Genomic DNA, 19,529 nt, shown 5'->3' on the forward strand with positions numbered 1-19,529 from the left:
AATTAAATACTGAGCACTGTAATGAATGAAGCCTCCCCTATTGCAATTGATGTGCAGACTCAATATCTGCCAAATGGAATTCCAGATAAGGATAAATATCCATTTAGCTATACTATTACTATCACAAATCAGAGTGATAAAAGTGTGCAATTAATAGCGAGGTATTGGTTAATAACAGATGGCAATGGTAAGAGTACTGAAGTTAAAGGTCCTGGCGTTATTGGAGAACAGCCTCTTATCAAGCAAGGTGAATCCTTTCAATATAGTAGTGGTGCAATTTTAGACACTCCAATCGGCACCATGCAGGGCTTTTATGAAATGCTCACCTTAGATGGGCAAACCTTTGAGGCTCCCATTGATGTGTTTCGTTTAGCTGTACCTAATGTTTTAAATTAAAGAAATGGCAACTTATATTGTTGGAGACATACAAGCTTGCTTCAGTGGTCTAGTAAAACTATTAGACTCAGTTGGCTTTTCAGCAAGACAAGACAAATTAATTGCAGTAGGCGACTTAATAGGTCGTGGCCCAGAAGCTCTTGAAACAATAGAATATCTATACTCACTTGGTGATAGTTTTGAAACAGTTTTGGGGAATCACGATTTACATTTACTAGCAATCTATTCTGGGATACGAAAAGCTAAGCCAAATGACAAACTAGACTTATTGCTTACCAGCAACCATATAGAAAAGTACATAAATTGGTTACGGAAAAAACCTTTAGCTCTGCAACCAAAAGTAGATATATTAATAACCCATGCAGGCCTTTACCCTCAATGGTCCATTAAGCAAGCTTTAGCTTATAGCAACGAAATAAGTGAACAATTGACAGGTGAAAATTGGCAAAGTTTTTTATCTATTATGTATGGTAACCTACCGACGGTGTGGGATGATAAATTAACGGGTGCTAAACGGTCTCGTTTTATTGTTAATGCCCTAACCAGAATGCGCTTTGTTAAAGATGTAAATTCTTTAAACTTTGACTGTAAAACTGCTCCAAAAGATGCAAACCCAAACCTCACTCCTTGGTTTGCGGTTTCTAATGAAAAACTAAAAAGCCTCCAAAAAGTTATTTTTGGGCATTGGGCTGCTCTCAACGGGTCAACTCACACTAGACAAGCGATCGCTCTTGATACAGGTTTCGTTTGGGGAAACAAACTAACCCTACTTGATTTATCAACAAACATTAGACATTCAATAAAGTATAAAGAAACCCAATAATCGGTCGATAGCTAAGAATTAATATACCCATTATCTCTATCAATTTGGGTTCAGTCAGTTATAGTTTGAATCTTGTCACATTGCAGGTTTATTAAAACAACAATTAATAACTAATGTTTGACAGTATTTGGTACATCCAACTTAAGTTTAAGGCCGTTTCATGAAAATAACAGTTGCAACTCGTGTCGTAGGTGGTTTTGGAGTCATTACCGCTCTTATGTTTATATTAGGTGTTGTTGCCTATACCAGTTTAAGCAAGATTGATAACGCTACTGAGGAAGTTAATGCACTTGCTTTTCCAACTGTTAGTGGGAGTAAAATACTAAAAATTGCCTTTTTAAACATGAGTAAATTAACTACTGAGGCACTATATGAAACAGAGTCAGAAGTCTTAGAAGACAAATTAGTTGCATTTGAAGATAGCCATCAAAACTTTGAAGATGAATTACGTACGCTATCAGCTGTAGTAACTAAAGAGCCTGCACTGCGTAAATCTTTAGTAGAAACTGAGACTATATTCCGTGAGTACTTAGATAATGTAAATACACTTTTTGTTAACAAAAAATCTCAGTTGGAATACGCAGACAATCTATTGGATATTATAGGAGATGTTGAGGATAACGCTGATGATACATCCACACTTATCGTTGATTTTGCCGATTTAGATGAGGTATTAGATAACAGTAGCTTACAGGAGACTTCTGAAATTGCTAACGGACTCGAGTCAAATTTAATGACCCTGCTAACAGCTAGTGCAGAGTATATAAAAACTGAGACCTTACTCCGTGCAGATATTAATGGTAGCGAAGTCAAATTTGTAGTGGATGATATACAAAATAAAGTAACTGCAATGCAAGATAAAGCAGATAACTTAGATAGTTCAGGCACATTAAATGAAATATACGGGCTTGTTGACGATGTATTAGAATCTATCAACTCTTCACAGGGACTGATACAAACCCAAATAAAACTATTAGAAAGTAAACAGCAATCAAGTGTAGCTTATGCCGCATCAGAACAAAATATCATACAGGCCTCAGATAAACTTGACGATCTCAAAAAATTAGCTGATGCCCAAGCTCAACAAGCCAAGGATGATGTAAACAATTCAGTTTCTTCAGGAAAAATGATTACCATTATTATAGGCTTAGCATCTTTAGCAATCGCAGCAGGAATTGCATATAGAACCGTATCAGCTATTATCAACCCCCTACATAAAGTTAATGAAATACTTAATATTGTATCCACTGGTGATCTCACCCAAAAGCTTGATGACACGGCTAATGACGAATTTGGTGAATTGGCAAAAAACTGTAATAACCTCATAGCTAGTTTGAAAACACTTATTTCAAGTATAGGCTCTAGGTCTACTCAATTGGCAGCCGCAGCAGAAGAAACTTCAGCAGTGACTACGCAAACCACCCATTCTATTCAAGAACAAAAGTCACAAGTGGCTCAAGTAGCTACAGCCACAACTGAAATGCATAGTACTTCTCAATTAGTCACTCAAAATGCGGAAGATACACTTAATCAAATCAAGAATGCGGATCATGAAGCTGAAAAAGTTAAAGCTATTTCAGAAGAAAACAAAAATACCATACTAATATTAGCTAAAGATGTTGAAGCAGCAGCGCAGGTCATTAATAAGCTAAACCAAGATAGTGCTAGCATAGGTGGTATTTTGGAAGTTATTAGGGGCGTAGCTGACCAGACTAACCTTCTCGCATTAAATGCTGCTATCGAAGCGGCACGTGCAGGAGAGCATGGTCGTGGTTTCGCAGTAGTTGCAGACGAAGTTAGAACCTTAGCAAGTCGTACGCAGAAATCCACTCAAGAAATAAACTCTATGATTGAAGTATTACAAGCTGGAGCTGAAAAAGCAGTATCGGTAATGAATCAAGGTAAGGAACAAACCACAATTTGTGTTCAACAAGCTGAAAACGCAACTGTTGCTTTAGAATCTATAACTAGCGCTGTTCACAAAGCTTATGATGTGAGTAGTCAAATAGAACAAGCCGCCCGCGAACAAAATATTGTCTCATTAGAGATTAGTGAAAAGCTTGAGGGCATAGTGAATATTGCTGAAGAAACTACTACAGGAGCTCACCAAACAGCTGAATCTAGTCACGAGGTTGCTAAACTGGCAGAAGAATTACAAAATTCAGTGCAAGCTTTCAAGGTCTAGCTAGGTAGGTTAGCCTACTAGTATATAAACAGAGAGTCGGCGAAAGCCGGCTTTTTATTACAACACTCACTGCCCCCAAATGCTTAACACCAACTTAGCCACTTCCTGAAGTTAGCACTTTGACCAAATTCACCAGTCTCACTTTTAACAATTATCTAGTAAATAAATCAACAGCGTATTGCGACAATGTGTAAAGATTTGAACTCTCAGGGAGAATGTCATTGAGCTTAATAAAGGTGCTTTAACTGTAGAGTAGAGACACTATTTTGAGTTTGAGCACCAAATTGAAATAGCCCATTTTAAACGCACCTAAGAGAAATGCCTCAGCGGCTTTTGTACGGAGTTTCAGTCTTCAGAAAGTAGACCATAACTGCTAAACCGCTGGACTCATTCGACAGTTCACTTATAAATTTGAATTGGTATTAAACGCACCACATTATTATCGGACAAGATGTAAGAAATGTAGGTGCTTTTGATAGTGGTCAATCATATCATTAATCACGGCTTGCTTTGACCACCCCATAATATCGTAATCTTGACCACCTTCAGCTAAGTGGACCTCAACACGGTAATAGTCTTCATCACTATTATCTACTGTGAGTATAGCTGGCTCACAAGTAAAGAGCGGTTGCTGATGTTTAGCACATTTTACTCCGTACACAAACGAGTGTTCAGGGCCATGGTCAACGTGTAATGTAAGCTTGTTTACATCACCAGAGATTTCAGATTCTACTTGGTTGAGCGCCAACTCAGCGCGCACATTTTCCATCGCTGAGCGAACAATACCATCTACAAACTTGTTTGCGGTGGCTTCATTTGGACATTGTATTATAGTCGAAAGGCGCTGTTTCCAACCTCCATCAGTATCTGATGGCTGAGGGTGAGAATTCATAGCCAAACTTGCTTTCTTATGGGCTTCAACCCGTAACGCTTTAATCAACCCAACCAGTGCCAATAATAGAATAACAGCAAAAGGTAAGGCAGAGGCAATAGTCATAGTTTGCAACGCGTTTAATCCGCCAGCAGTGAGTAATATAGCCGACACCAACCCTATACTTATCGCCCAATAGATACGTTGCCAAACTGGTGTGTCATTGCGACCATGTGAGCACAACATATCAACCACCATGGCACCAGAATCACAAGATGTAACAAAGAACACCACCACCATTAAAGTAGCAATAAAGCTTAAAAATTGTTGAAAAGGAAAGTTCTCTAAAAAGACAAACAGTGCCACAGGGGCATTGTTACTTACCATACTTCCTAAGTCATCAATACCCTGTGTATAGATTAGGTCTATGGCAGAATTACCAAACACAGTCATCCAAAATAATGTAAATGCTGTAGGTATAACCATTACCCCAGTGACAAACTCACGAATTGTTCTTCCTCTGGATATTCGTGCTATGAACAAACCAACAAATGGAGCCCAAGCTAACCACCAACCCCAATAAAAAATAGTCCACCCACCTATCCAATCAGTTTTATCATAGGCAAATAAGTTAAAAGTATTACGCACTAAATCCGATAGGTAAGCCCCTGTGTTTTGCACATATGCAGTCAATAAAAATACCGTCGGTCCTAAAATTAAGATAAATAACAACAGAGCTATAGCCAATATCATATTTAACTCTGACAGACGTCTAATCCCCTTATCTAAACCTGTCGCGACTGAAACAATTGCAATAGCAATTATCCCTACCATTAAATATATTTGTGTGGTGACTGATTCATCCAGTTCAAATAAATAATTGAGACCTGAGTTGATTTGCGCCGCCCCTAAACCTAAAGAGGTCGCAATGCCAAAAATAGTACTAACAACGGCAAATATATCAACAACATGCCCTGCCCAACCATAAATACGATCTCCAATTAAAGGATACAAAGCAGAGCGTAAGGTTAGTGGTAAATTTAATCTAAAACTAAAATAAGCCAACACTAAAGCTACGACGGCATAAATGGCCCAAGCATGTAACCCCCAATGGAAAAACGTCATTGTCATCGCTTCTCGCACTGCGTCAGTTGTACCTTGAGTCGCAGTTGGGGGAGACAAAAAATGCATAACTGGCTCTGCAACACCAAAGAACATGAGTCCAATACCCATACCTGCTGCAAACAACATTGAAAGCCAAGTAGGTAAAGAAAATTCCGGCGTGCAATGGTCAGGCCCGAGCTTTATTTCACCGTACTTCGAAAAGCCTAGGTACAATACTGATATCAAAATAGTCGCTACAGATAACACGTAAAACCAGCTGCCATTAGCAATAATTGTGCTTTGCAAATCAGTAAAAAAAACATCAGCTGTATCAGGACTTATTAGCGCAAACAAAACTAATATTGAAATCGACAATGAAGAAAGATAAAAAACGGGGCGATTGAGGGCTTGATCGAGTTTACTTAAAACCACTTAAATACGTCTACCTATTAGATGATATTTTACCAATATAACCTTTTGGCACTGTCTTTGATACACAATGGCTATGATTAGCCACTTTCCAAAAAATATGAATATCCATTGAACTTTTTATTATAAACGAGAATGACTCAGGAAATTTTCATCTTGGTAGGTTACAATACGGGCGCCGCGCGAAAACAAATTGTACTGATTTAAAATTGTTAGCAATTGGGTCTCTTTAACGTCTCCCCTTGGCATTGCATACAATAGCCCAAAAGGCTCCCCCTCATGAAAAGAACTAAAATTAGTTGTGCTATTGTCACAGCCCTTACTCTTACGCCTGCAATTGCTCAAGAAAAAACAGCAAAAGCTCAAATTGAAACTATCCAAGTTACAGCCACAAAAAGAACCGAATCGATACAAGATGTGCCTGTATCTGTCTCAGCTCTTAATGGTGAAGCATTAGAAGCCCTTGGTGTAGAAAGTTTTAATGACTATGTAGAATTCTTACCTAATGTCGTATTTCAAGGTACTGGACCTGGTCAAAATGAAATTTACATTCGTGGGGCCGCCACCTCACAATCAGCCATAGCGGTTTCTTCAGTTCAAGCATTACAGCCATCTGTAGCTTTCTATCTTGATGAGCAACCCGTTTCCATGCAAGGAAGAAACTTAGACGTATACGCAGCTGATATGGAACGAGTGGAAGTATTGCCGGGGCCGCAAGGTACGTTATTTGGTGCGAGCTCTCAATCAGGTACCGTTAGAATGATCAGCAAGAAGCCAGACCACGCTGGATTTTCAGCCGGCCTGGATGTGAATATAGGCAGTACCAAAGATGGAGAAATGAGCAACTCTGTTGAAGCATATATGAATTTCACCCCTACTGACGAGTTAGCGGTACGCTTAGTCGCATACAATGACAAACAAGGTGGCTGGATTGACAATATTCTTAACAAACCAGGCGAAGGCGGCTATATAGGCAGTGCCGTAGTTATCGACAGAATTTCTGGTGGCGTATTAAGTGATCCACAGAATACTCCAGTTATATCTCCTAAAAATGACACCCTAGTTGAAGATGATTTTAACGACGCAATTTACGCGGGAGTTAGATTTGGATTGTCTTATTTAATTAGTGAAGATTGGTCGTTCTTACTGCAACATACTGCCCAGTCTTTAGAAACTGAAGGCGTGTTTGCTTACGATCCAAACCTAGAAGGCGAAAGCTCTGTTAATCGTTTCGTTCCTGAAGACAACGATGATGAATTCGGACTAACCACTTGGACCTTAGAAGGACGCTTGGACAAACTAGACTTAGTTTACACCGGTGGTTACCTCGACCGTGAAATCAGTTCAACCATTGATTACACTGGTTATACTAACGGTGGTTTATTTGCAGCATATTACGTATGTAACCATTATGAAGCAGCAACACCCGCTGATGAAGTGTGTGTTGACCCAACTAAGTTCTATAAGGAACAAACTAATACGTCACGTGTCACCCATGAATTTCGCATTAATACAGATGTCGATAAGCCATGGCGTGTGACTGCTGGTGTTTTCTATGATGACCAAGAAGTGAGTTCTGTTGGCCAATTCAAAATAGCAAATACTGAGTTAGGTTTTTTCACTGATTTACAACGAACTCTAGTAGGTACTGAAGGGATAAATTCGGACGGCGGACCCTTCTCGTCAGAAATAAGCTTTGTGAACGATGTTACTCATACCATTGAGCAGATTGCCGTATTTGGTCAAGCTGAATACGACATCACAGATAAATTAACTGCTACCTTTGGTGCACGTTGGTATCAAATAGACGACACCTTTAAAGGGTCAACTACTACAGTTGATGTAAGCCGCCGCATTCGTGCTTTTGGCACATTAGATGCTTCAGAGCTAGAAGCGGTAGGTGAAGATCCAGCATTAATCCAAGCAGCAATAGCAAGTGGGCAGCTTGATGTTAGTTTGTTAGATAATAACGGAACACTAACCGTAGACGATACTATTTTCAAAGCATCATTGGACTATAAACTCAATGACGATATTTTGTTATTTACTACATACTCTGAAGGCTTTAGACCACCAGTAACTAACCGCGTAGGTGGCGGCCTAGCAAGTAATCAAAGTGGTGCCTTTGAAGGGTTTAGAATTCCAGTTTATTCTACAACTGATAGCCTTGATAACTATGAAATAGGTCTGAAAGGTGACTTCTTAGACGGAATTTTACGAGTTAACGCAACAGCCTACTACTCAGAAATAACTGACTTGCAAACCTCACGTTATGACCCAACCAACATTAGCTTTTTAGTATTTACCGACAACGTAGGTGATGCTGAAATTAAAGGTCTAGATGCCGATATTACCTGGTTAGCCACAGATAATTTAGTAATCAATGCCGCGTTCAGTTTATTGGATACAGAACTTAGTCGTGTCAACGCTGAGTTAGATGGTATTGCCCCAAGTGTAGGCGCATCACTTCCTTACTCAGCTGAGTTCTCAGGGAATATACGTGCTCGTTATTTCTTCGAGTTAAACGATGGTTACGAAGGCTATATAAATGGTTCAGTAAGTTATACTGGCGAACGTTTAGCCGGAATGGCAATGGATGCATTCGTAACAGAAGATGCTACCCGCTTAATTTATGGAACAGGTTCAGGGTTGTCTATCCAAAAAGAAGCCGATGTTTATGCAGGCGCGTCTTTTACTGACTCTAACGATGATGTATTTCAAGGTGGCCGTTATATTCAAGATAGCTATGCGATTGCCAATGTGTCTGTGGGTATTACCAAAGACGACTGGAAAGCAGAGTTATACATTGACAATTTAACTGACGAAAGTGCTATTTTATATATAGATACTCAGCAGTTTACACCTAAGGTAGTAACTAACCGCCCTCGTACAATGGGATTGAGATTGTCTTACGACTTCTATTAAAATAGCAGTCAAATAAGTCTTAAAGGCAAGCTTTTAGCTTGCCTTTATTTTTATCTGTACAAAAACTCAAAATAAAATAGAGGTAATACGTGAGTACTAACGCCAGCCAACCCCAGATAAACGTTGACGATATAAAACGTGCATTACAATCAAATAATATTGATAACGCTATTTTATTAGCACAACAAGCTTTAGCTACAAAGCCAGCAGAGGAAATACACCAAGAGGTATTGTACTTACTTGCGGTTGCTCAAAGAAGCAAAGGTCGAATTACAGACGCAACCAAAACCATCGACCAGTTAATTAACTTAAACCCTAATCATGCAAGAGCCTATCAAGAACAAGGCTACTTACGTTTAAGTGCGGCAAATAAACCCAAAGCAGCCATGGCATTCGCAAAAGCCACACGTTTGAATCCTGCACTCCTAGCAAGTTGGCAAAAATTAGCGCCCTTATATCAAGAGTATGCACAAACATCAGGACAGCAGGCCGCTGAACAAAAAATAGCTCAACTTTCAATGTTACCTGTCGAAATACGTGGCGCGCAGGATTTAATGTATGAAGGAAAATTAGCACTAGCGGATATGGTTTGCCGACGTTTTCTACAAAAACACAAGCATCATGTAGAAGCCATGATGCTACTCGCTGAAATTGGTATTAAATTAAAGCTATACCATGAAGCTGAGTTTCTTTTAGAGAGTTGTATTGAAATACACCCAGATAACTTAGATGCAAGATTAGCACTGGTGCAACTATTCTCTAAGTTAGGTAAGTTTGCTCAAGCTAAAGAACAGGCTCAATTATTACTAAGCAAACAAGCAGAGAACCCTCAATACCTTGCAGCAAAGGCCGGGGCAATGGTTGGCATTGGAGAAGTTGAAAAAGCCATTGTTATCTATCGGCAGATTCTTCAACAACATCATAATTTACCTGGTATGCAACTATTATTAGGTCACGCACACAAAGCAAATGGAGACATAAAACAAGCGATTGCCGCCTATAAAGCGGCTTACACTATTCGAGCTGACTTTGGTGATGCCTATTGGAGCCTAGCTAACACTAAAACTTATCGCTTTACCGAAAACGAGTTAACACAAATGCAGGCCCAACTAGAAAAGCCTGATATCGAACAAGACGATAGGGTACATTTTGAATTTGCCTTGGCTAAGACCTATGAAGACAATAAACAATTTGATATCGCATTTAATCACTATAAACAGGGTAATGACTTAAAGAATCAACTTAATCATTATTCTCAAGCGAAGCTTAGTGAACAAGTTAATGCGCAAAAATCGGTGTTTACACCAGCCTTTTTTGAGTCTCACAAAAATGTTGGAGACAACAATCCCGCCCCTATATTTATTCTTGGACTACCTAGAGCAGGCTCAACATTGCTTGAACAAATTCTCGCATCTCACTCTCAAGTAGATGGCACTATGGAGCTGCACAACATACTTGGACTAGCAGCAAAGCTAAGCAGTAGTAAAGGTGGCTACCCACACATCGTAAGTGAGGTAGACAACACCTACTTCGCCAGATTTGGACAACAATTTATCGAACAAACCCAATGTTACCGTCAAGGCGCAGCGTTTTTTATAGATAAAATGCCAAATAACTTTATGCACATCGGGTTAATCAAATCCATATTACCTAATGCCAAGGTCATTGATGCAAGGCGAGACCCAATTGCATGTTGTTTCAGTGGATACAAACAACTATTTGCCGAAGGCCAAGAGTTTTCTTACGACTTAGAAAACATGGCTCACTATTATCAATCTTATGAATCACTTATGAAGCATTGGGAGGAAGTGTTGCCGGGGTTTGTGTTGCGAGTACAGCACGAAGATGTAATAGAAGATTTGGAAGGTGAAGTTAGACGAATACTCGACTTTTGCCAATTGCCTTTTGAAACAAACTGTTTAGATTTTCATAAAACCAAACGTAGCATTAAAACCCCTAGCTCAGAGCAAGTGCGCCAACCGATTAATAGTGCCGCCAGAGACCAGTGGAAAAACTTTGAGAAAAACTTATCCCCACTCATAAGCGCTTTCACTTCACAATAATAACCAACAGTACCGACAAAGTAGTCTAAATTCTCTTTGTCGGTACAACAATTCAGTTACGTCCAAAATCTCCTAATGCTCAATCACTTTAAACGTAATAGCACTAGGGTATTGTTCACTATGGTAAAGCCTGTGTTGCGCTTTTACATAGTCTTCAGGCTTAGCTTCAAAGATGTTATCAACGTATTTCTGTGGGTTCATATCCATAAACGGAAACATGCTGCTTTGCACTTGAATTTGCAGCTTATGTCCACGCTTGATGGTGTGCAGAACATCTAGTAGCTCAAACTTCACCAATGTAGGCTTATTAGGCTCAAATGGCTCTGGCTGACTCATGCTATTTCTAAATCGGCCGCGGATGATGCCCCAACGCACTAACTCATGACGGTTACCTGCCTCTTTGTCTACTTTATTTGAAGTTTCATCTACACCGGGAAACACATCCACTAATTTAACGACAAAGTCACCCGCACTTTGGTCAGTAGACACCCACAAATCGATGTCAATTGCACCAGCAATGGTTTGGTCTTCTGTTGCTACCTCACCGTTAAACACTAATACGTCTGTGCGTCGAGCAGTAAAGCGTTGATCTTCAGCCATATAAGGTCTGTCCCAGCCGCGACTTACTTTATCTGAATGAGGAACAGGCTTACTTGGGTCACTAATATAATCACTCGAACCACCCAATGACTCTTTTTGAGTTAACAACTTTTCTCCAGCGCCCATATATAACACAACATCTTCACCTTGCTCAGGAGGCCAAGTATCGAATTCACGCCAGCGATTAGCACCCGTTTCAAACATGGTGGCTTTTGCTAAAGCTTCTGCTTTTGTACCTTTTAGATTATGTTTGAAAAACGGTAGAAGAATATGCTCTTGAAACCATGCACTGGTATTAAACCCAAACTCAGCTTCACCCATTTTACTGCCATCTTTAGCATTCCATTGGCCGTGATACCATGGACCCATAATGATATGAACATTGTCTTTTTTATTACCTTTAGACATTTTTTCATAGGTAGCGAGTGGACCATATAAATCTTCAGTGTCGTACCAACCACCCACAACTAAAGTAGCAGGCTTTACATTTTTAAGATGGGGTAATACATTACGCGCCTGCCAATACTCATCGTAATTAGGATGTTCTGTTAGTTCATTCCAGAAAGGCCGCTCACCATGGAAATAATCTTTATTAACGTTACTTAAAGGCCCTAATTTACGAAAAAAATCATAGCCGTCAGGAGTTTTTGATTTCATACCTTCAGGCCAATATGCAAACTGTCCCTCACGCTGTTTATCAAATGTATCAAAGAAAATAAAAGCCATAGGTGTTGAAAATGCGCCATTACGATGAAAGTCATCGTAAAACCAGTTTGCAATAGGCGCCTGTGGAGAAATAGCTTTCAGAGCCTTATGGCTGTTAATAGCACCAACCGATGTATAGTAACCAGGATAAGATGTGCCCCACATGCCAACTTTACCATTGTTGTTTGGGACATGTTTGATCAACCAATCGATAGTGTCGTAGGTATCAGTGGCATCATCTACTGCATCACCACCTTTGTCACCTGCGTCCTGTGGCCGCATATTGACGTACTCACCCTCAGACATGAATTTTCCACGAACATCTTGAAAAACAAAAATGAATCCTTCTTTCTCAAAAATGTCGCTCGGCCCTAACCTAGTTTTGTATTTATCAGCACCGTAAGGGGCAACCCGGTATGGTGTGCGTTGCATTAAGATCGGATATTTAGATGATTTATCATAAGGAACATACACAGACGTAAATAATTTTACGCCATCACGCATAGGAATTTGATATTCATATTTAGCAAAGTGTGAGCGAATGTACCCTGCTCTTTTATCTGCTTCTTTTGTATCTGCTGCATGCACAAACGCAGTCAACATCATATAACCACATAACGCAATCAAACCGAATAAGGCTTTCTTATTCATTAAGTTATCCTTCAAAATTAAAATAAAGTTTTCAGGCGCAACCTTACTATTACTTAAGTGTAAACTCTAAAAGAAAATGTATTAAATTGTAAACGAGGAAAAATATTAAATGCCAGAAACAAAAAAACGCCACGAGTGGCGCTTTAAAATCAATTTATATAAAAGTAGGCTAACTATAGCCTTAGTTAGTCGTTGTTAAGCAAACAAGGCATCATGCAAGGCACAAACCACATCACTGCTGTCAGTGTCACTTACCAATACTGATAAATTATGTGGATTAGCTCCGTAACAAATCATGCGTAAATTATAGTCTGCTACCGCAGCAAAAATCTTACTAGAAACCCCAGCAGCACTGTGCATATTGTTACCCACTACCGTAACTAAGTCGTAATTTTCTTCTACTAGCACTTCACAAAATTGACCTAGCTCTTCAATTGTAGCTTGATTCAAACGCTCTAGAACTGAATTGGCAGGGTTATCTAAAGTGAAAGACACACAAATTTCAGACGTAGTTATCAAATCAACGCTCAGTTTATGTTTAGCAATAATAGTAAACACTTTCTGCAAAAAGCCTTGAGCATACATCATTTTAGGCGTTTTAACCGTCACCATAACTTGCTCTTTACGACGAGTTATCGCACGGTATGCGGGCTCTGTTTCACAATTTTTAACTATCCAAGTCCCACCCTTTTCTGGCTCTCTACTAGAGCCAACAAATACTTTGATATTCTGACGAAGAGCAGGCTCCATAGTTGCGGGGTGTAATACTTTAGCGCCAAAGGTCGCCATTTCTGCAGCTTCTTCGAAACTTAATTCTGGTAATGGACGAGCCGCAGAGGTAATGCGTGGATCAGTAGTATAAACACCAATAACGTCAGTCCATATCTCACAAGTGGCGGCATCTAAAGCTTCAGCTAACAATGCGGCCGTGAAATCAGAACCACCTCGACCAAGTGTGGTTGTATGGCCTTCGTCATTTGATCCAATAAAGCCTTGAGTTACAAACACTGTGCTAGACAAAGAATCTTGCATAATGTTTTGAGTCGCTGCTTTTATCTTTGCTAGCTCTGGCGTCGCTTTACCAAATTGATTATCAGTTTTAAGCACATTACGTACATCAAAATTTTCAGCAGTTACCCCTATTTGTTTAAGTACTTGACTAAACAATAAAGAAGACATTCTTTCACCATGAGATAACAAAGCATCTTTTAAGTCAGCGCGATGAATGATTTCTTCATGTAAGGCTAACTCAGTTAAAGATGTAAGCAACTGCTCAAGTTTTTCAATAACAACCTCAGTATCCTTTAACTCCGCCACTATGGCGTATTGGATGCTCTCTATTTCAGTTAACTTTTGCCTAATTTGCTCTTTAGACATGGCGATGTTGGCAATATCCACCAATAAATTAGTGACACCTGCAGAGGCACTAACCACTACCACTCGGGTTACCGGATTATTTTTAATAATATGGGCACAATTTTCCATTGCTCCAAAATTTGCCACACTGGTGCCGCCAAATTTGGCGACATTGATATTTTTAAGGTCTACATTACTCACAATTTGCTTACACTATTTGACAATGTTACATGGCGCAGAAAATAGCAGTTTTACTTATAATTACAAAGTAAAAATAGCCTAAAAGTTCAGCTATTTTGGAATAGTATATTCAGGGTATTAGCTAGCTGTATAATTATTAGCAAAAAAATAGCTAATTTATGACTTTTATCCATAGCCTTTAATTTGGCTACTAGCTCTAACTGATTAAGCCAAGTATTATTAATAGTATGCGCGTAAAATTAATTACCTAAGTTCACCTTTGTAAAGCCTACGTAAATAGTAGGTATCAGAAACTTAAGGAAACAATCGAAACTCAAAGGGTGCAATAGCCACTAATGCAAACTCAACTCTCAAAGAATCCGTATTAAGAACATGATGAAATCCACTACACACACACCTATGATGCAGCAATATTTAAAAATTAAAGCTGAGCATCCAGACATTTTATTATTCTATCGTATGGGTGATTTTTATGAGTTGTTTTTTGATGATGCAAAAAAGGCTGCTGAGCTATTAGATATTTCCTTAACTGCTCGGGGTAAATCAGGCGGTAACGCTATCCCAATGGCAGGTGTACCTTACCACGCAGTGGAAAACTACCTTGCCCGTTTAGTTAAAATGGGACAGTCTGTAGCGATTGTTGAACAGGTGGGAGATCCTGCCACTAGCAAAGGCCCAGTTGAGCGTAAAGTTCAACGAATTGTGACACCTGGTACAGTTTCAGATGAAGCTTTATTAGAAGACAAACAAGACAATATTCTGGCTGCGGTAACTTATACAAAAAAGCAAAACAAAGCTGTTTTGGGTTATGCAACATTAGATGTGTCTACGGGCCGTTTTGCCCTAAGTGAGCCTCAAGATATCGACGCTTTAGTGGCAGAGGTTCAACGTACCGATCCTGCAGAGTTGTTATATCCTGAAGACTTTGAGCTTTTTCATTTGATTGAGCACCGCAAAGGGTTGAGGCGCAGACCACAATGGGAATTTGACTTCGACACCGCATGTAATCAACTTAATCAACAATTTGGCACCAAAGAACTAGATGGCTTTGGAGTGGCAAAGAGTAAAATAGGGCTCTGTGCGGCTGGCTGCGTGATGCAGTACGTAAAAGATACGCAAAGAAGCGCTCTTCCCCATATACGCAGCATATTACTTGAAACAGAAACCGACACTGTCTTAATGGATGCTGCTACCAGACGAAACCTTGAGTTGACCCAAAACTTAAGCGGCGAAAAAGACCATACTCTTGCCAGCGTGTTGGATAAAACCTCGACACCTATGGGCAGTCGGTTATTGCAAAGATGGTTACACCGGCCATTAACTGACACTAAAGTTTTAAAACAGCGCCAGTCAAATATTAAGTCTTTGCTGAATAGCGATTACCCTCAATTACAAAGTGATTTGAAACAAGTGGGAGATATGCAACGAGTTCTCGCTCGCCTCGCGCTGCGATCAGCACGCCCTCGAGACTTTGTTAGGTTACGGCAAGCATTTTTATTACTGCCGGATATACAAGACTTTGTAACTGAACAATCAGCAGACTCAGCTAATATTGGGCTAATGCAATTAGCCAATGATATCAGTCAGTTTCCAACATTTTACGACTTATTAGCCCAAGCTATTGAAGAAGCCCCACCTGTTTTAATTCGCGATGGAGGTGTCATTAAAGCAGGCTATAACACAGAGTTAGACGAACTAAGAGCACTATCTAAAGGTGCCACTGACTACCTTGATGAATTAGAACAAAAGGAAAAAGAACGCACAGGCATATCAACATTAAAAGTGGGTTACAACCGAGTTCATGGATATTTTATTGAAGTAGGTCGTAACTATGCAGACCAAGTTCCGGCAGAATACGTACGCCGTCAAACCTTAAAAAATAACGAACGCTATATAATACAAGAACTAAAAGAACACGAAGACAAAGTGCTAACCAGTCAGAGTAAATCGTTAGCATTGGAGAAACGTCTGTATGAAGAGTTGTTTGACATATTATTACCAGAGTTATCTCGTTTAATGTTAAGTGCAGACGCACTCGCAGAATTAGATGTATTAACTAATTTAGCAGAGCGAGCAGAAACCCTGAACTATCATTGTCCAGAATTAACCACTCAGCCTGGAGTCCATTTTGGACAAGGTCGACACCCAGTGGTCGAAAATGTAATGACCGCACCTTTTATTGCAAATCCAGTGGCAATTAATCCATCACGTAGAATGTTAGTGATAACTGGACCAAACATGGGTGGTAAATCTACCTACATGCGCCAAACAGCGTTAATCGTTTTAATGGCTTACATCGGCAGTTTTATACCCGCAGAAAATGCTCAAATAGGACCAATCGACCGGATATTCACTAGAATTGGCGCATCAGATGACTTAGCATCTGGACGTTCAACATTTATGGTTGAAATGACAGAAACTGCAAATATACTTAATAATGCCACAGCCAACAGTTTAGTCCTGATGGATGAGATTGGCCGAGGCACAAGTACCTACGATGGTTTATCATTGGCTTGGGCATGTGCTGAATATTTAGCGAGTGAGATCCAAGCATATACGCTCTTTGCGACACACTATTTTGAACTGACCCAACTTGCTGATACCCTACCTGAACTTGCAAATGTGCATTTAGATGCCGTAGAGCATGACGAAACTATTCGCTTTATGCACGCAGTCCAAGAAGGTGCAGCTAACAAAAGCTATGGTTTACAGGTAGCGCAATTAGCCGGGGTACCTAAACGTGTGATCTACAAAGCAAAACGCAAACTCATAGAATTAGAAAGTCAACCGAGTGGAAGTCCTGTAGCTCCTCAAAAAAGAGAACAACAACTCGACCTTCTCAACTCTATAGATGAATTACGTTTAAGTTTAAAACAAATAAACCCAGATGATTTAAGTCCTAAGCAGGCTCTAGAGTATTTATATCAACTTAAAAATTTAGCAATAGAAAATTAAGAGGAAACTACCATGGAATTACCAGCAATTGTCACCTTATTAGCGCTATTAGAGTATTTATTTTTTACATTTAAAGTTGGTATGGGGCGAGAGAAGTTTAAGGTTGTAGCCCCTGCCGTTACGGGCGACCCAACTTGGGAGCGTATGTATCGTGTTCAACAAAACACTTTAGAGCAACTCATTGTATTTATCCCTGCATTATGGATATTTGCTTATTTTTTGAGCCCAGCATTAGGGGCTGCTATTGGTGTACTATTTATAGTAGGCCGACCAATCTATTACTTAAGTTATGTGAAAGATCCAAATGCACGAGCTGCTGGCTTTATTTTAGGCTTTTTCGCAAACGTAATATTAATTGTAGGTGGTTTAGGGCGAGCAATTTATGCCCTTATAGGGTAGATTTCATATCGAATTGGAGTATTCACAAAATCGACATACCATATGTCTTTTATTTTACATAATTCTTTGTCTGTGAAAGCAGTTTTGTTTATACTACGCCCCCGTCCGGTAATGGTTTGTTCTTAGCTAATTATAAGAAATTCAAACCAACTTTACAGAAATCTATTCAATTCAAAACGCCTATACTAGGGTTCTTATGACAAATTATATTTTCGTCACAGGTGGTGTGGTTTCATCACTTGGAAAAGGTATTGCAGCAGCCTCTCTTGCAGCAATTCTAGAAGCACGGGGCCTTAAGGTCACCATGTTAAAGCTTGACCCCTATATTAACGTAGACCCAGGTACTATGAGCCCGATTCAGCACGGTGAAGTATTTGTGACAGACGATGGTGCAGAAACTGACCTAGACTTAGGTCACTACGAACGCTTTATTCGTACCCGTATGACCAAGCGCAACAACTTCACTACGGGCCGTGTATACGAAGAGGTATTAAAACGTGAACGCCGTGGTGATTACTTAGGTGCCACCATTCAAGTTATTCCACACATCACAAACGAAATAAAACGCCGTGTAATTGAAGGAGCTGAAGGCGTAGACGTTGCGATAGTTGAAATTGGCGGGACAGTGGGTGATATAGAATCACAGCCTTTCATTGAAGCAGTAAGACAGTTAGGCGTAGAAGTGGGCCGCAATCGCGCCATGTTTATGCATCTAACTTTAGTTCCATATCTTGCGGCATCAGGAGAAGTTAAAACCAAGCCGACTCAGCACTCTGTAAAAGAGCTACGTTCTGTTGGGGTACAACCTGATATTCTGGTGTGTCGTTCTGAAGTTCCTCTTCCCTCTAATGAGCGTTCAAAAATAGCTTTATTTACAAATGTAATTGATAAAGCCGTTATTTCTTTACGTGACGCAGATAGCATATACAAAATACCAGCCATGCTCAAAGCACAAGGTATGGATGAGTTAGTGACTGAGCGCTTTGGTTTAGAATGTCCAGAATCTGATTTAACAGAATGGGAGCAAGTACTTTACGCAGAATCAAACCCGACCAATGAAGTCACTATTGGTATGGTAGGTAAATATGTAGAACTGCCTGATGCGTATAAATCAGTAAATGAAGCATTAAAACATGCAGGCTTAAAAAACCGTTTAGCTGTCAATATTAAGTATGTGGATTCTCAAGATGTTGAAAGTAAAGGTGAACAAACATTAGAAGGACTTGATGCCATACTCGTTCCTGGTGGATTTGGAGAGCGGGGTGTAGAAGGTAAGATAGCGGCAGCAAAATATGCCCGTGAGAACAAGATACCCTATCTAGGTATTTGCTTGGGCATGCAAGTAGCGCTTATAGAATACGCAAGAAATGTAGCGGGCATGGAAAACGCCAACAGTACTGAGTTTGATCCAGAGTCTCCGTATCCAGTTGTAGGGTTAATTACAGAATGGTTAGATGCGGCAGGAAGCACTGAATCTCGTAGTGAAAACTCTGACTTAGGCGGCACAATGCGTTTAGGTAGTCAGTTATGTCACCTGATACCAGGCAGTAAGGTTCATGAGATGTACGAATCAACTGAAATATATGAACGTCACAGACATAGATACGAAGTCAACAATAATTTACGTGAAAAAATTGAAAGTGCAGGTTTAAAAGTAACAGGCCTGTCTACAGATAAACGTTTAGTAGAAGTAATAGAAGTACCTGATCATCCTTGGTTTGTTGCGGGGCAATTTCACCCCGAATTTAACTCAACCCCAAGAGATGGGCACCCTTTGTTTGAAGGCTTTGTAAAAGCCGCTGGGGAATATTTTAAGAGTCACAATTAGTTGGGTCGATACACTCGACCTTTTCATTTTTTAATAAT

Annotated in this window: 11 protein-coding genes; 8 read left to right on the forward strand and 3 right to left on the reverse strand. The window is 39.8% G+C overall.

What is annotated here, in order from left to right:
• Positions 1–21 precede the first annotated feature (21 nt).
• The 3 genes from apaG (at position 22) to ABJD71_RS09130 (ending at position 3,404) form a co-directional block, all read left to right on the forward strand.
• Complete coding sequence (gene apaG / locus ABJD71_RS09120; protein ID WP_348167772.1) at positions 22–396, forward strand: Co2+/Mg2+ efflux protein ApaG; 375 nt, start codon at positions 22–24, stop codon at positions 394–396.
• Between the two features lie 4 nt (positions 397–400).
• On the forward strand, positions 401–1,219 hold the full coding sequence (locus tag ABJD71_RS09125; protein WP_348167775.1) for a symmetrical bis(5'-nucleosyl)-tetraphosphatase: 819 nt from the start codon (positions 401–403) through the stop codon (positions 1,217–1,219).
• Positions 1,220–1,379: 160 nt separating this feature from the next.
• On the forward strand, positions 1,380–3,404 hold the full coding sequence (locus ABJD71_RS09130) for a methyl-accepting chemotaxis protein (RefSeq protein WP_348167779.1): 2,025 nt from the start codon (positions 1,380–1,382) through the stop codon (positions 3,402–3,404).
• A gap of 439 nt (positions 3,405–3,843) precedes the next feature.
• Here the strand turns inward: ABJD71_RS09130 and betT are convergent, their stop codons facing one another.
• Positions 3,844–5,811, reverse strand: a complete 1,968-nt coding sequence (gene betT, locus ABJD71_RS09135) for a choline BCCT transporter BetT (protein WP_348167782.1) — start codon at positions 5,809–5,811, stop codon at positions 3,844–3,846.
• A 276-nt stretch (positions 5,812–6,087) separates the two neighbouring features.
• Here betT and ABJD71_RS09140 point away from each other — a divergent pair, with 276 nt between their 5' ends.
• The gene (locus ABJD71_RS09140) at positions 6,088–8,733 is read left to right on the forward strand and encodes a TonB-dependent receptor (protein ID WP_348167785.1); all 2,646 of its coding nucleotides are present in this window, start codon (positions 6,088–6,090) and stop codon (positions 8,731–8,733) included.
• 89 nt (positions 8,734–8,822) lie between these two features.
• Positions 8,823–10,796 (forward strand): sulfotransferase, encoded by a 1,974-nt coding sequence (locus ABJD71_RS09145; RefSeq protein ID WP_348167788.1) that lies wholly within the window; start codon positions 8,823–8,825, stop codon positions 10,794–10,796.
• 72 nt (positions 10,797–10,868) lie between these two features.
• Here ABJD71_RS09145 and ABJD71_RS09150 read toward each other — a convergent pair whose 3' ends face one another.
• Complete coding sequence (locus ABJD71_RS09150) at positions 10,869–12,752, reverse strand: CocE/NonD family hydrolase (RefSeq protein WP_348167791.1); 1,884 nt, start codon at positions 12,750–12,752, stop codon at positions 10,869–10,871.
• A gap of 195 nt (positions 12,753–12,947) precedes the next feature.
• Positions 12,948–14,309 carry a lysine-sensitive aspartokinase 3 gene (gene lysC / locus ABJD71_RS09155; protein WP_348167794.1) on the reverse strand — a complete coding sequence of 454 codons (1,362 nt, stop codon included), beginning with the start codon at positions 14,307–14,309 and terminating at the stop codon, positions 12,948–12,950.
• 372 nt (positions 14,310–14,681) lie between these two features.
• On the opposite strand from lysC, the gene mutS reads away from it, so the two are divergent.
• The 3 genes from mutS to ABJD71_RS09170 all read left to right on the forward strand — a co-directional run bounded on the left by mutS (position 14,682) and on the right by ABJD71_RS09170 (position 19,491).
• Positions 14,682–17,264, forward strand: a complete 2,583-nt coding sequence (gene mutS / locus ABJD71_RS09160) for a DNA mismatch repair protein MutS (protein WP_348167797.1) — start codon at positions 14,682–14,684, stop codon at positions 17,262–17,264.
• Between the two features lie 12 nt (positions 17,265–17,276).
• A complete protein-coding gene (locus tag ABJD71_RS09165) occupies positions 17,277–17,663 on the forward strand; it encodes an MAPEG family protein (protein ID WP_348167800.1) in 387 nt (128 codons plus the stop codon).
• Between the two features lie 196 nt (positions 17,664–17,859).
• Positions 17,860–19,491: a CTP synthase gene (locus ABJD71_RS09170; protein ID WP_348167803.1), complete on the forward strand. Its 1,632-nt coding sequence runs from the start codon at positions 17,860–17,862 to the stop codon at positions 19,489–19,491.
• The last annotated feature ends 38 nt before the right edge of the window (positions 19,492–19,529 follow it).

The organism is Paraglaciecola sp. (genome assembly GCF_039943935.1).
Taxonomy (GTDB): Bacteria; Pseudomonadota; Gammaproteobacteria; order Enterobacterales; family Alteromonadaceae; genus Paraglaciecola.